Consider the following 14,780-nt stretch of genomic DNA (forward strand, 5'->3'; position numbering starts at 1 on the left):
TCTTTATAATTTAAATTTTATTTTAACTTTGATCATCACCTAGTAATTGTATTATTTACACTAAGGAGATAAAAACACTTAAAACAACTAAAATGAGTTTAATTATTGATGTTCATGCAAGGCAAATCCTCGATTCTAGAGGTAACCCTACTGTTGAAGTAGAAGTAATCACTGAAAATGGCCAAATGGGCCGTGCTGCTGTACCATCTGGTGCAAGTACAGGTAAACACGAGGCTGTTGAGCTAAGAGACGGAGATAAGAAAGTTTACATGGGCAAAGGTGTATTGAAAGCCGTTGAAAATGTGAACAAGAAAATAGCTAAAGAACTTCAGGGTATCGATGTTTTTGAGCAAAACCTGATCGACAAGGCGATGATCGACCTTGATGGTTCAGAAAACAAAGGAAACTTAGGTGCTAATGCGATCCTGGGTGTTTCTTTAGCAGTAGCTAAAGCAGCAGCGGCAGAAAGCAGACAACCACTATACCGTTATATCGGTGGTGTAAATGCAAATACATTACCAGTTCCAATGATGAACATCTTAAACGGTGGTGCACATGCGGATAACAAAATCGACTTCCAGGAGTTCATGATTATGCCATTGGGAGCTGCAAGTTTCTCTGAAGCATTACAAATGGGAACTCAGGTTTTCCACCACCTGAAAGACGTATTAAAGAAAAAAGGTTATTCAACAAATGTTGGTGATGAAGGTGGTTTTGCACCAAACATCGGTTCAAATGTTGAGGCTATTGAAACTGTTTTAACAGCTATCGAAACTGCGGGTTTCACTCCTGGTAAAGATATCTGGATTGCTATGGATGCAGCTGCATCTGAAATGTATGATTCAAAAACCAAAACTTACAACTTCCATAAATCTTCAGGCGAGAAATTAACTTCTGATGAGATGGTTAAGTATTGGGTAGACTGGGCAAACAAATATCCTATCATTTCTATTGAAGATGGTCTGGATGAAGATGACTGGGCTGCATGGGAATCACTGACATTAGCTATCGGTAACAAAGTACAGCTGGTAGGTGATGATTTGTTTGTAACTAACGTAAAACGTTTACAACAGGGAATTGATAAAAGCATCGCTAACTCTATCCTGGTTAAAGTAAACCAGATTGGTTCACTGACTGAAACTATCAATGCCGTATCATTGGCTCAGAACAACGGTTATACTTCAGTAATGAGTCACCGTTCGGGAGAAACTGAAGATACAACCATTGCAGATTTAGCAGTAGCTTTAAACTGTGGTCAGATCAAAACCGGTTCAGCTTCACGTTCTGACAGAATAGCAAAATACAACCAGTTATTACGTATTGAAGAAGAATTAGGTTCTGCAGCACGTTTTATTGGTAAAGATTTCAAATTCCTGAAAAAATAAGCTGGTTTTCCAGTACGCAAAAAAAGACACAGTCATAATGGCTGTGTCTTTTTTTTAGTTAAGATTTCTCTTGCCTGCTAAAGGCTTAATGCTTGTAATTGTAATTCATGCTTTTGATTATATTACCTTCCTGATCTTTAACCAGCTTTAATCTTTGAAAACCGTCATATTCATAGGTTGTAGTATTGCCTTTCGCATCTGTCATACTTGACACACCAGTTGGCGGGTCGTAAGTATAAGTAGTTATATGAGTATCTGAAGGACGAATGCAGACATCGTCGTAGGCAGTCCCTCCGGTTAATACAAAGGAAGTACCAGTGTATGCTTTCAGGCCAGAATATTTCCATCCCTTATCATCCAGATACCAATAACTAACTACATAATTACGATCATTCGGCTTTGTCCAATTTACAGTATAAGCACCATTATTGTATTTGGTTCCTGTATGGCCTTTACCAATCATAGCAGTTGGGTCTTCCTCAAAATTTTCATAAAAAAATTCTTTGACACCTTTCGAGATAGTTCTGCGAACAGAATAACGGATCGTCATTCTTTTATTACTCGTTGGCCCAGCTTCGTTTGCAATATTAAGCGTATAATCACCAGCCGGCATATCAGGAAAAGTAATGCTACTTGGATAGTTACATGTTGTTGTACTTCTTGATACACACAAAATCCCCTCTTTAGTAACTGGTCCGGTCAATGAATAGCGAAGGCTAAAAGTCTGTCCTGGTTCCCCATCCACATTAAGTCGGATATCTCCCCTAACACTGGTAGTAATTTTTTTGGACGGTTCTTTATCCATCGATGCATAGGTGCTTAATTCCTCCTCAGCTAATTCTGTAATAACAGTATTTTCTGCATTATCAATTTTAACAACAGGATACATCTGGTTATAGCCCCATTGAAAAGAACTAATCAGCCCATTTTCCTGAGCCATACTTAAGAGATTTCCCTTATTATCATAGGCTTTGTACCTTAAGCGGATTTCAGGAGTCTCATTTTTGTATTGTGTTGCTGTATTTTGCGGTAGAATTAGATAAGGGTCAGTCGTATTTTGTTTTGTATAATTTGTTATCGATTTTTCTTGCAAGGCTTCATCTACCAACTGCTCCTGCTCAATTACAGGATTAATTAGATTCCTTTTAACCATTTCATCATATATTTTATTTGGATCACGATTTTGAGATACCATATCATAAGGATAAATGTATCGTGTTTTTATCTTTTTAAGATCACTGCCCACAGTCCTGCTATCAATCTTTTGTCTGAAAGATCTATCATAGGTAAATTCATTCACTGTTGTAATAGGATTCAACCCATTAACATCAAAAAGACTATCGGTCTGTTTGATTAATAACCTTGGAAAAGTAAAAATCAAATATGCTGTTATCCTAGCATCAACATAAGCACTAAGCCTATCCCTGGGAAAGGTTCTGGAAAATGAAGCAATACTCCTTACAGCTTCTCTTTCCCGATCAACAGATTCATCATACTCAAATTTTGTATGTTTCAATAAAGTATTTGACGGATTATAAACCCTTTGCTCTAATATTTTACCTCTATCAAGAGCCATACTAATATCCGGATCTAAAACCCATTTCTTTGTTATCGAATAATCTCCATTAAGTGGCTTTCTATCTCTATATTTTGGTTGATCATGATTTGAATAATTATAAATCGTATATCCTCCGTCTCTATTTTTTTCTACTACTTCACTATAGGTTATATGATTTCCATTTGTAAAGCTGAGTTGTTCAACAGGAAAGGAATAGGTAAAACTATAATTATAACTGTCTGTAGCTCCAGCATCAGTATAAACGGGAATACCTGCTAAAATCCCACTCGACTTGGTACCTCCTAACTGATAATCTTTAACATAGAAATATTCAACAACTCTGTTTTCTTTCGAAATTCCATCGTTATGAGTTATCTTTCTTATACGAACTCCGCCTGCGTCTGTATTAGATGTAGAGATTAGTTCATATAGTGGATCGCTCCTTTTTACAATATTTGAATATCGGTGTGGTTCATATTCAAATTGGGTACTTCCCCCCGTCGGATATACAATGGAAGTCAATATCCCTGCCTGCATATAATCAGGGTTGGGTTCTCTGCTCCTCTCAAAATATCCGGAAGCATTATCACTCCATTTATTTGCATTGTAAAATCCCCAGTGATCTGTTTCACCAGAATTATATTTAGGTAATACAATTGGATTATAAAAGAATTTATAAGGTGAATTGTATTGCCCATCTTGCCCTTTTTGCTGAATACGTTCTAAAAACAAACGCGAAGATGTGTTCTGAGTATAAGAAAAGATAATCTTTTTTAATTCAACCTTGTTGGATTGAAAAGAAATAGAATCAAGCTTAAATTCCTTAACAGAACCATTTGTCAAATATTGTAATAAAGGAATTCTACTGGGATGTACAGTACTCGAATTAGCTGTTGGCCCTTCTAACTCAGTACTTTTCGATCTGTAGAATTTAATAATCTGATTTGGGGCAACTATTTCAGAAAGATATGATCCTGTTATCAAACTCAAATTATCGGTGGCAGAACTTGAGCTTGCGCCCGCCTGATTCCCCAAATTGTAACTACTTAAAACCCTCGTCTCTTGTATTTCCTTAGTTAAACCATCACTTTCATATTTAAAATTTACCTCTTTTCCGTTTCTGGTTATAATCTTGCTTAAGTACCACGCTGTTGAATTAAACTCAGGATTATAACCACTGCTATTATTGAATGTACCTGTTGCTGTAAATTCAACAGCCTCCGGACTTCCACCAAAAATATAATTTGTGCCATCTGGTGTTACGATCGTAAATTTATAAAAAGTACGTTTAGTCGAAAAAATATACCCCAAACCAGGATATTTAAAATCACTCGCTGTTTCTTCCTGAATTGATAATTTTAATGGACTCTCTGATTTAACCTGCCATTTACCATAATGATCGTAAAGAAAAGAGCCTGTATAACCTCCAAAATTAAAAATAAATTCATCTGGCCCCGGTAAAGGACGGACATCTTTAGCAGGGACTGTAGTCATATATTTGACAATTGACTCCTTGGTAAACCACTGTTCATTATTTAATTCTCCAAAATTTTTATAATAACTCAACAAATCCGGAACAGGTGGGTTTCTTATCAGTTCCACATTTTCCATCTCATCGATTTGTCCATTAGTTCTTCTGGTAATTACTCCACCTGCAAAGAGATTAAATCCAACTCCAGTCCAGCTGGCATGATTATCTGGCCGAACGCCTCCTCCATAATAATTCATTGCAATAGGTATACTAACATCCTCGATCGATACATTTCCCAAAGGGATTTCTACCGAAGGTACCCCAGTAAACATAGACACAGGAATCTGCCCATAGACACCTAACAATGAGGCAATCGGACTGGAAGGAATAACCCGTTGAACACCATTCTGGGCCTTAAGATCAAATTTAAAAACCAGGACTAAGCTTAAAATTAAAATAGATATTTTCTTCATAAATTATTAAATGCCAATTACATGGCTTGTTTTTCTTATAATATTGGGTGCTAAAAAGGTAGTGATAAATACAGACCCGTGATCATCCTCTTCAAATAGATGAATTAAGTTTAACTTCTCCATCATCAAGTCACAGGAGATAATCAGACATTCTACAGATTTGCTTAAATTTTAGCTCTTATTGGACCCTTTCTTATATATTTCCACAAGAAGAGAAGATATAACTGTAAAGCAGATCAAAAAGTAAATTAGAAAACTTAAACCAATTGAGATGGTCACAATCCCGACATTTTCCATCATGATGCTGAAAGAAAACTTAACCGATCAAATCCATCAGTCATACCTTTTAATGAACTCAGAAATATTAACGCAACCATAAAAATCACAGTTGTTAAAATTATTTTTGCTTTAAAGTTGCTATAGATAATTGTATTTTTGATATCACTCCCATTAATCTCCATCAACAGCTATTTTTCCCAACAACTAATACATAAGATAACCCCTAAATCGCCTATTTTCTTAGTGATTTCCGGCCAAAACTCCATATTGCATTCCTGCTCATATTCATACAAATACCAAAAAGTTATCATTTCAGTTTTAATTCCAACACTATTTAACTTCGGAAGGTTATTTGATATTAAATCAAAAAAAATACTCAAAGCATCTGAAAATTGGGGAGAATTCTCTTCAATTGTCAAACTCCACCCCATTGAAGAATCATCACTGGATAACCCTAAAACATCTTCAACTTTTTTTTCCTGCTCATTGCAGTTAATCCTTATTTCATAGGCTGTGCCCATATATTTTTACTTTTGCTTTAAATATCCCGAAGCTTTAAGGCTGGTTTGGAAAATTTCCCCCTTAAACGGACCATTACCAATTAACTTTAAATTGCCTGCAACATTTCATTCTTTAATACTTCCAATTTATTACAGAAACGATCATACATTTCTCTCAAAGAGATGGAAACATTCACAAAGTTTAATTCATCAATCGTAATGCCTTCATTCTTCTTTTCCCGAAAATAATTATCATAGATAAAATCCTTTAGATTAATAATCGAAGGGTTTTCACAAGCAATATCTATTTGACTATCATTAATTTGAATAAAAAAATCCCGAATTAAATTTATAGAGTGCAAAATATCTAATGAAGATTTCTTATCATTCAATAAGTTTAGATTAAAATCTGCCAACAAACTCATATTGTTAAAATTATACACTCTCTTTAAACTCTCTTCATTTACCCATCTTTTAAAATTCCGTTTGTCTTTAAAAGGATGGTCTAATGTTTTAAGGAAACTCTCTAGTAGATCCAGAGATTCAAACACCATTAATTTTGTCTCATTCACTAAAAATTTATCGTTTTCACCATCCACCATATCCGTGCCCCAAACTGTATAAAGATCAGTTTCTTTAAATTGTAGTCCAATTACATATTTTCTATACTCTTCTGATTTATCAAAATTCATAGGTTTACTGATTGGAGTTTTTTCGTTTGATATTCTACTTTTAAGGTGCAAAACTATGAACGGTTTATTGCCATTTTACATCTGGAGCTTTTGTACTGACAATGTCAATAATGCCATCTGCATGCTTAATAACATAATGACTCTTTGGTTCGTTCTCAATTATCTTATAACTCTGTTTTACTAACCAATCAATATAATTTGAATCATCGCAAATAAACAGAGGCCAGGCCGATTTCAGTACCAAATGATCATCTAAGTTTTTAAGTATACACGTCTCGGTAGTACTTTGGTAAGACAAAACAAACAAACCAAACTGTATAAAAATCATATCGTCACTATCTTCACCTCTTAAAGCAATAGCTAAACCATTATGATCATCTGTTATACTATCTAGAAATAGTTCTGAAGGTATATTATTTATTGGCTCCCATTTTTTAAAATTTTCACTTTTCATATCTCCATTTTATTGTACTACCATCTGGGTTCGTTACATGTAATGTTGGATCATCTCCCGGGGTACTGCTCCCATTTCTAACATTAATTTTTCTACCATCTGGCAATGTACCCATTCTACCTTTTTTTTCAGGAATTGTACCTGTAACACTGGAGCCTAAAGCATCATAATCTTTATCAGCTTGAGTCATCCCACCCTTTCTCTTGTAAAATTTATTATTTTTCTTATTTTTTATCTTGATTGGTTCTGATTCTGCTTCCAAATCTTCCACTGTTTTCTCAGTATAAACAATAGGGTCTCGAGTTATGCGGTCACTCGATTGGTCATTCATATTTGTTGGCCACAATAACAAACCAACAAATATAAAAAATGGGTTTGGTAAAGCGGGAGCACTTATTTTTGATCCTGGAAGAGAAATCGGCCTAGTCAGAGGAAGTGCAATACTAGCAGTACTTGCTATTCTTGAAGCTGTTATATTCACTTCCTTCAACTGAATCGTTTTCTTTTTAGGAGGCTCCTCCTGCTGATCCTCGACAGCCATACCATCAGGATCAGTAAACCGTATTGGATTATTTATCCCGTAGTTATATGGCGACAAATGATCATACATATCAGCTAAAGGATCCGGAATACCCCACCTTCCAATCACCGGGTCATAGAACCTAGCGCCGTAATCATACTCTCCTAACTCTTCCTGTAATTCTTTCTTATTATAAAGATACTTATTATCATTTGCTCCTATTTGAATCGGTTTCCTTAATCCAAATGCAAAATAATCATCCCTTTGCAGGATTTCAATACCTCCACTTGGGTTCCTATAGAATGTCGCTCTATTATTTCCCAGATGATCAGTCAATGTATATTCATAGCTATAAATACCTTTGTTATTTCTTGCCAATCCTTCCTCAGTCGTAATAATATCTATTTTTCCACCCAGGTACTGGATACCATCAACATAATCTGTGGTTCCTTCTGTTTTACTGACTTTTCTTAGCTTTCTTCCGGTAGCATCATAAATATAACTTATAGTCTGAGCACCAGTAATCTGATCCGGTAAGTTCAGGCTATTATAGCTTATTTTAATTCCTTTCCCTTCATCACTCGTTAAATTACCATTATCATTATAGATATAAGTACTATTAGTAAAACCCTCTATTTTTGTAAGTTGATTACCTGTATAACCAGTATACTTATTTGTTCCATACCCATCTCTGGTCAGGCTGGTAATATTCCCCATTACATCATAAACAATGCTTTCCCCGAGATTTGCAGAAGAGGCAAGTGTCAATCTGTTCAGCTTATCATAAGTATAATTAAAATTATTCCTTAAATCGCTCTTCGAACCCCACAATTGGTTAGCAATATTACCATTCCATTGAGGTGTATTCCCATCATTATATTTCAACTGCAGACTGAACTGATCACTTGAACTTTTATTCAGCCATCCCCTCTCATTATATTCATAATCTGTTTTCTGAAGAAAGCTTTTTTCTCTATCTGTACTATGCAATTGCTTACGAACCAATTGTCCGGTCTCTGTATAATCAGACCTACTCAGCACTACTTCATCCTGCCCGTTAATACTTTCCATTACAGCACTCTTACGTCCCATATGATCATAAGTATAACGCATAGCAATCGTAGTTGCTGCTCCGGTGCTACTTCCCGTATGGCTACGTGTACTGATCTTCAGTTCTCCTACAAAATTATATGTGTTATCTACAACATCTTTACCACCTAAATGATTAAAACTTTTAGTTTGAACGACACGCCCCTCACTGTCATAATAGTGAACTGATAATAAGGTATCTTTAGTCCCCAGAGTATTCACCTTGGTTCCCGTCAGCAACGACATGGTACGGCCAGCCCCCACCTGATCACCTGTCGCAGAGCCAAAAGTATTGCCTGGAAAATTATAATCGTCATAATAATTGATCACATAATATGTATCAATAACCTGTGGAAACGAAGAGTTATCATAGCCTATACCAGTAGCTACTCTTTTTTCAACAAAAGTATTTTGACTATCCACTTTAGCCTGTAAAGCAGCGCGGTCACCAGTATCTTTGCATACTCCTGTACTTACTACTCTTCCAAAGGCATCATATTTGGTGAAGATCCATTCTTTACCTTGTTGGTTCACATCCTGGCGCAAAACTAATTGATCTAATTTGTTATAGACCATCGATTCCCAGCCTTTACCAGGCACTTTCTTTTCTATCAGGCGTTTACGTCCGTCATAATGATAACCATAAATAAATTGCTTGTAAACATCATTGCTTTCATCAAAGGTATTTACAGTATTCAATCCATTTTCATTTACTGCAGGAGGTAATACATAATTCAGGTTACCCTGGTCATCATAAACATAATAAATTGAGAGACTTTTAGTATTACTTTCCCAATTCCGCTTTAAAACAATACGACCAGCAAGATCCTTGTACTCGTCTGTAGTTCCTGCCTTTAGGTCAGTTGAAATCCAGTTTTCATCTTTTGTTGTCGTTTTATACAATTTTCCAGCATCATAGTAGGTCGATTTTGCACCGTTTCCACTAATAGTCCAGAGCTTAACATCATTTGCAATATTTGTTCCGTACTCTATTTTTTGCGTATGTCCTGAAGCTAAGTTCCATGAAGCGCCGGGTGCACTCATCTCTGTTACCCTATTCAAAGGCGAAAACTCATAAGATGTCTGACTAAAAGGGAAAGCTGTGTTGGTTAATCCTGTCTGGTTACCATTATAAAAAGTAGATTGCCCCTTTATTGCATCTTTACGATAAGTTCCACCATTACTGGTAACCGCATAAGGCAGATATTTTATAGATTCTCTTCCAAAAGCATCATAAATCACAGGCTGTACTACATCTGCAAATCCCGGGCTTCCCTGTACCAAAACAGTTTGTAACGGACGCCCCAGTCCATCAAAATATTGAATCGTCTGGTTTACCTCACAAGTACTACGCGCATTTGAATTAGCATCCTTATCAGTAAGCACTTTCGGTATCTTAAAAACCCTTGTACTGATATAATTTTGATCATTACTAGGATTACTGGCCAAAGGAATGCATGTCTGTGAATTTGGCACTATAAAAATACGGACCTTTTTACCTGAAGGAATATAAAACCCTGATGATAGTGTAATTCTTCTACTTGCGGTGATTTCACTCTGTCCAGTATAAACATTCAACGTAGTATCCTGCTGGGCAGAGGAACTATTGATACCAAAAAACAAGGCACAAAAAAAAGAGATAGCGTAATTTAGAAGGGATTTCATGAGATCTTTGATTCTTACTTTAATAAACAGCATTTCAACTTTCAAAAGAATGCTACTATTTACCTCTCATCAAAACCTCAATTAATCTAATATAACCTGCTAATTAAATGACAGTTACAGATATAAAAAAATCTAATAAAATATAATATTTAACACCTGAAAACGATATAAAATACAGAATACAAATATAATATTTTTCAAATAGAAACTCATTAAACATAAAGCAGATAATAAAAACAAATAGATAAAGTTTTTCAATAAACCCTGAATACTCTAATTTCCAGAACGTTTACACCAAAAAACTCCCCTACCTTTTTTTGTATTATAATTCCTATCTTTGTTTATATGAACAGATTACTGGAAATCTTTCGCAACAAATACTTTCTGTCAGCTGCAGCATTTGCGGTATGGATGTTATTCTTTGATAAGAATGATATGCTCTCTCAGTATGAGTATCGTACAGAAGTACACAAACTGCAGGAAGAGAAAGATTTCTATGAGAAGCAAACTGCCCAGGTAAAGAAAGATCTTAACGAACTGAATACCAATCTGAATACCGCAGAAAAATTTGCCAGAGAAAAATACTTCATGAAAAAAGATAATGAAGATGTTTTTGTCATCATTAAAGCAAGTCCTAAAGACTAATAATCAGCCCAGTCTAATAGCCGAATCTCGGTAAAGTCAGTTTATATCTTACTACGATTACTCTCAATGTAAAAATAAACCCGATAACCAGCACTTTCGCTATATCTGCTTTCAAATTAAAAAACAATAAAGTGAAGTACAGGATTCCGCCCAGAATACAGGCTGTGGCATAGATCTCCTTTTTAAAGATTAAAGGAATAGTATTCAGTAAAGTATCTCTGATTACCCCGCCAAAACAACCTGTAATTGTCCCTAGTGCAATACAAATTCCCGGGCTCAGGCCAAAGGCGATTCCCTTTTGGATTCCCAGTATAGTAAATAATCCCAGTCCCATGGAGTCAAACAGAAACAAGGTAACTGTAAATCTCTTTCTATGTCTTTTCAGAAAGATAGTCAGTAGTGAAGTTACCAGGATCAGCAGACAGTAGTTTACATCCCTCATCCACTTAACCGGCGTATCACCCAAAAGCAAATCGCGGACAGTACCCCCTCCAATAGAAGTAACAAAGGCAATAATTAATACGCCAAAAGGGTCAAGCCGCCGCTGTATAGCAGAAAATGAACCAGAGATCGCAAAAGCAATAGTCCCTAAAATTTCTATAACCTGAGAGGTAGTGAATTCCATAAATTAACCTTAATTACAGCGCCGAATTTCTTTTACGTACAAACCATTCTATACTGAGCAATATCAAAATCAGTATAAATAAACTTTTTAAATTAATTAATTCCTCATACTTACGGTCTTCATAACTCAGTGTTTTTAACTGGTTACTTTTAAGCAGATCATCTTTAATTTTTAAAATCTGGTCTGGAAGATACAATTTTCCATTGGTCTGATTAGCTAACTGATATAATAATTGATGATTTGCCAGTGTTTGCTGAAATTCGGCAGTCAAGGTATTGACAAAAAAGGAACCTTTATCCTGATAACGCTGGTTACCCAACGTCGTATTTGCTACAAAACTATAATTACCCGGAGGCAGTATACCCGCATCCAGCTGGTAGGAAGATTCAAATCTGGAAAAAGCAAAATTATAGGTTTTTCCCTTTTCATCCTTCAGCACAAAATTAACGTCAGGTGTATTGACAGGCTGATAACTATCATTGTATAAGGTTGCATTCAAGAGCACGCGGTCATTTTCTTCGAAGGTATTTTTAATCGGCCTGACTTTGAACTTCCTTTTATCGTCCTTAACAGAAAGATATTGTACCACTTTTCCTATCAGCTCATTAAAAACAGGGGTCTGAGGATTTTCACGGGCCTCAGACAATTTCCATTTCCATAGCCCTTCTCCAATCAAATAACCCGTTTTACGTCCGTTATCATTCATAAAAAATAGCTGGGGACGATCCGTTTTCATTTTCCCATTACGCTGATCCAGTACGACCTGCTGGCTGCCCAGCACTTTAAACTGTCCGGAAGGCGCCTGTAAAGGGTCAAAGTTTTCAATGACTTTACGCGAAGCCGGACTTAAATCAAAAACAGATAAATTTTGATCCACATCACTATACTGATATTGCAAAGCAGTATTTCCCGAAAAATTAACCTGCTGCTGTACCTGGTTAAATCTGCTCAGATTACTTTGTGCTCCTGTAATATACCATACCGGAACTTTTTCAGCTTTAACTTTAGTTAAAAAGGCATTCGCGTCAAACTGATTATCCGGTAACTGATACAAAATGATCAGTCCATATCCCTTAAGGTCAGTTTTCAGCAGATCATCATTCAGGATCACAGAAACTTCGTGATGTTTATTCAATCCTATCGCCTGTTTCAATACAGCCAGATCAGGGTGAGGGCCTGCAGCAGCAATCAATACTTTCTGACGTTCATCAATAACCTCTACTAAAGTCTGGAAAATATTATTTTTTACTGAGACCTCCTTTTCAACCGGAGATACGGAAATGATATATTTATGCTGCCCGGTTTTGGTCGCTTTCAAATTGACAGGAATGTTTTTCAAAAACTGTTCAGCATTAACAGCAATCCCCTGTTCAAAAACTTTCTTCCCATCTTCCTGCACAGTTAATCTAACCGCAGCCCCATTACACTGATAAGCCTGTACCTGCACTTCCATCCTGAAATCATTATCCAGATAAACCAGATCGTTCACATTTACAGAACTGATCAGTATATCTTTTTTAGGAATCGTATCCCCCAGCGCAATGGTATAAACAGGAGCTTTCAGCAAAGCCAGATCCTGAACAGGATTTCCTCCCCGGTTGAAAATACCATCAGTAGCCATAATTACTGCTCCGACATTTTTATTCATCAGCTCATCATTGAGCTGACTGATCAGCTGGACTGCATTGGTTGTTTTTCCTTTATAGCTAAAATCAAGCCCGCTGATCACCTTATCACTAAAGCTATACATCTTAACCTGATATTTTTCTGATAAGTCAGCCTGGAGCTTCTGAAGGTTTTTTCTATACTGAAGACTATCAAATCCTGCCGGCGTAAAAGCACCAACAGATTCAGAATTATCCTGAGCTATAATTATGATAGGTTTTTCCAGGGTATAACTAACCTGTCTGATCAATGGTGCAAATAAAAACCATAAAATCAGTGTTAGCGTTATGGCTCTGATTACTGCTAAAGCTATACTTACCGGACGGGTTAAACCAGATTTCTTTCCATAGAGCAACCATGCAAAAAATAATCCCGCTGCTAAGCAGCCGGTAAATGCAAGAAAGCTATAAAAGTTAAAGTGATCACTCATAGGTCTTCGTAAAGATGCTGATTTTTTAAAAAACATGATAGTTTATCAGGAAAAATCAAATTCATGAATCTGTTTGTTAAAAATCCTGAAGTGATTTCCCCAAATTTTCAGACCATTTCGAAGCGATTTTCAGGTGCAAAAAAAGACCAAAATACGTCTCTTGTAACACACTATGAATCAACACCTTAAAAGGACTTTGTTCAGACATCGTTCAGACACTCTCCACTTATTGTTCAGACAACGTTCACTCAAACCTGAATAAAGCCTTAATAAGCACTGGAAACAACATTTATCGGGGCTTTTCGACGAGTCTTTTAAGACCAGTCTGAGCATATCTTAGTTCCAGCAAAAAAGGGTAAAAAACCCATCCTTTAACAGGTGGTTTTTTACCCTTCAAATAATTTTGTATTTAATAAATTTGTCTTATAGCATACCGCCGCAAACAGACAGTACCTGTCCGGTCACATATGCGCTCATATCAGAAGCAAGGAATACACAAACATTAGCTACATCTTCAGGTTCACCTGCACGTTTCAATGGAATACCTTCTTCCCAGCCTTTTACAACTTTAGGATCCAGTACGTCAGTCATTTCAGTGCGGATAAATCCAGGAGCAACTACATTAGTACGGATATTTCTTGATCCCAGTTCTTTAGCAACAGATTTGGAGAAACCAATAATACCTGCTTTTGAAGCCGCGTAATTAGCCTGACCAGCATTTCCCTGTACACCTACAACCGAGCTCAGGTTAATGAAAGATCCTTTACGGTTTTTCATCATGATCTTTGAAGCCGCTTTAGTTACGTTGAAAACAGATTTCAGGTTTACGTTAATCACGTCATCCCAGTTTTCTTCACTCATACGCATCAATAAACCATCTTTAGTGATACCGGCATTGTTAACAACGATATCAATAGTACCAAATTCAGCAACGATATCACTAATTAGTTTTTCTGCTTCATCAAATTTAGAAGCGTCAGAACGGTATCCTTTCACTTTAGTTCCGAAAGCTTGCAATTCCTGTTCTAATGCTTCTCCCTTCTCTACTGAAGACAGATAAGTGAAAGCAACATTTGCACCCTGTTCCGCAAATTTCTCCGCTATTTTGCGGCCTATTCCTTTTGAAGCACCAGTAACTAATGCTGTTTTTCCTTCTAATAGTTTCATCTGTTTATATATTGTTTTTTTGTGAGAGGAGCCTTTGATGATTAATTAATTATTGCCCTGCGGGTTTAAATAATTATTTTAATCATGCCGGATTCATTTAGTTGTTGTCTATTTTTTTAATAATGGTTATTTCATATCCGGTCTGCCAGGCAAACCTGAATT

At 36.2% G+C, this 14,780-nt stretch carries 10 protein-coding genes; 2 read left to right on the plus strand and 8 right to left on the minus strand.

Annotated elements, in window-relative coordinates; genetic code table 11:
• Nucleotides 1-92: 92 nt before the first annotated feature.
• On the plus strand, nucleotides 93-1,385 hold the full coding sequence (gene eno / locus PL_RS12005) for a phosphopyruvate hydratase (protein ID WP_041881475.1): 1,293 nt from the start codon (nucleotides 93-95) through the stop codon (nucleotides 1,383-1,385).
• An 85-nt stretch (nucleotides 1,386-1,470) separates the two neighbouring features.
• On the opposite strand, the gene PL_RS12010 is transcribed toward eno, so the two are convergent.
• From PL_RS12010 to PL_RS12030, 5 genes are all read right to left on the minus strand, one after another.
• Nucleotides 1,471-4,887: a hypothetical protein gene (locus PL_RS12010; RefSeq protein ID WP_348621776.1), complete on the minus strand. Its 3,417-nt coding sequence runs from the start codon at nucleotides 4,885-4,887 to the stop codon at nucleotides 1,471-1,473.
• 467 nt (nucleotides 4,888-5,354) lie between these two features.
• Nucleotides 5,355-5,687 carry a hypothetical protein gene (locus PL_RS12015; RefSeq protein WP_041881469.1) on the minus strand — a complete coding sequence of 111 codons (333 nt, stop codon included), beginning with the start codon at nucleotides 5,685-5,687 and terminating at the stop codon, nucleotides 5,355-5,357.
• Between the two features lie 86 nt (nucleotides 5,688-5,773).
• Nucleotides 5,774-6,358, minus strand: a complete 585-nt coding sequence (locus PL_RS12020) for a hypothetical protein (protein ID WP_041881467.1) — start codon at nucleotides 6,356-6,358, stop codon at nucleotides 5,774-5,776.
• Between the two features lie 64 nt (nucleotides 6,359-6,422).
• Nucleotides 6,423-6,812 carry a hypothetical protein gene (locus PL_RS12025; RefSeq protein WP_041881464.1) on the minus strand — a complete coding sequence of 130 codons (390 nt, stop codon included), beginning with the start codon at nucleotides 6,810-6,812 and terminating at the stop codon, nucleotides 6,423-6,425.
• The gene (locus PL_RS12030; protein WP_348621778.1) at nucleotides 6,802-10,086 is read right to left on the minus strand and encodes a DUF6443 domain-containing protein; all 3,285 of its coding nucleotides are present in this window, start codon (nucleotides 10,084-10,086) and stop codon (nucleotides 6,802-6,804) included. Before PL_RS12030 ends, PL_RS12025 begins: the two co-directional genes overlap by 11 nt.
• A 345-nt stretch (nucleotides 10,087-10,431) precedes the next feature.
• On the opposite strand from PL_RS12030, the gene PL_RS12035 reads away from it, so the two are divergent.
• Nucleotides 10,432-10,731 carry an FtsB family cell division protein gene (locus PL_RS12035; protein ID WP_041881458.1) on the plus strand — a complete coding sequence of 100 codons (300 nt, stop codon included), beginning with the start codon at nucleotides 10,432-10,434 and terminating at the stop codon, nucleotides 10,729-10,731.
• Nucleotides 10,732-10,744: 13 nt separating this feature from the next.
• On the opposite strand, the gene PL_RS12040 is transcribed toward PL_RS12035, so the two are convergent.
• The 3 genes from PL_RS12040 to fabG all read right to left on the minus strand — a co-directional run bounded on the left by PL_RS12040 (nucleotide 10,745) and on the right by fabG (nucleotide 14,618).
• On the minus strand, nucleotides 10,745-11,356 hold the full coding sequence (locus PL_RS12040) for a trimeric intracellular cation channel family protein (protein ID WP_041881456.1): 612 nt from the start codon (nucleotides 11,354-11,356) through the stop codon (nucleotides 10,745-10,747).
• A 13-nt stretch (nucleotides 11,357-11,369) separates the two neighbouring features.
• A complete protein-coding gene (locus PL_RS12045) occupies nucleotides 11,370-13,451 on the minus strand; it encodes a hypothetical protein (protein ID WP_041881563.1) in 2,082 nt (693 codons plus the stop codon).
• A gap of 423 nt (nucleotides 13,452-13,874) precedes the next feature.
• Nucleotides 13,875-14,618: a 3-oxoacyl-[acyl-carrier-protein] reductase gene (gene fabG / locus PL_RS12050; protein ID WP_041881454.1), complete on the minus strand. Its 744-nt coding sequence runs from the start codon at nucleotides 14,616-14,618 to the stop codon at nucleotides 13,875-13,877.
• Nucleotides 14,619-14,780 lie beyond the last annotated feature (162 nt).

This window comes from Pedobacter lusitanus (assembly GCF_040026395.1).
Lineage (GTDB): Bacteria > Bacteroidota > Bacteroidia > Sphingobacteriales > Sphingobacteriaceae > Pedobacter > Pedobacter lusitanus.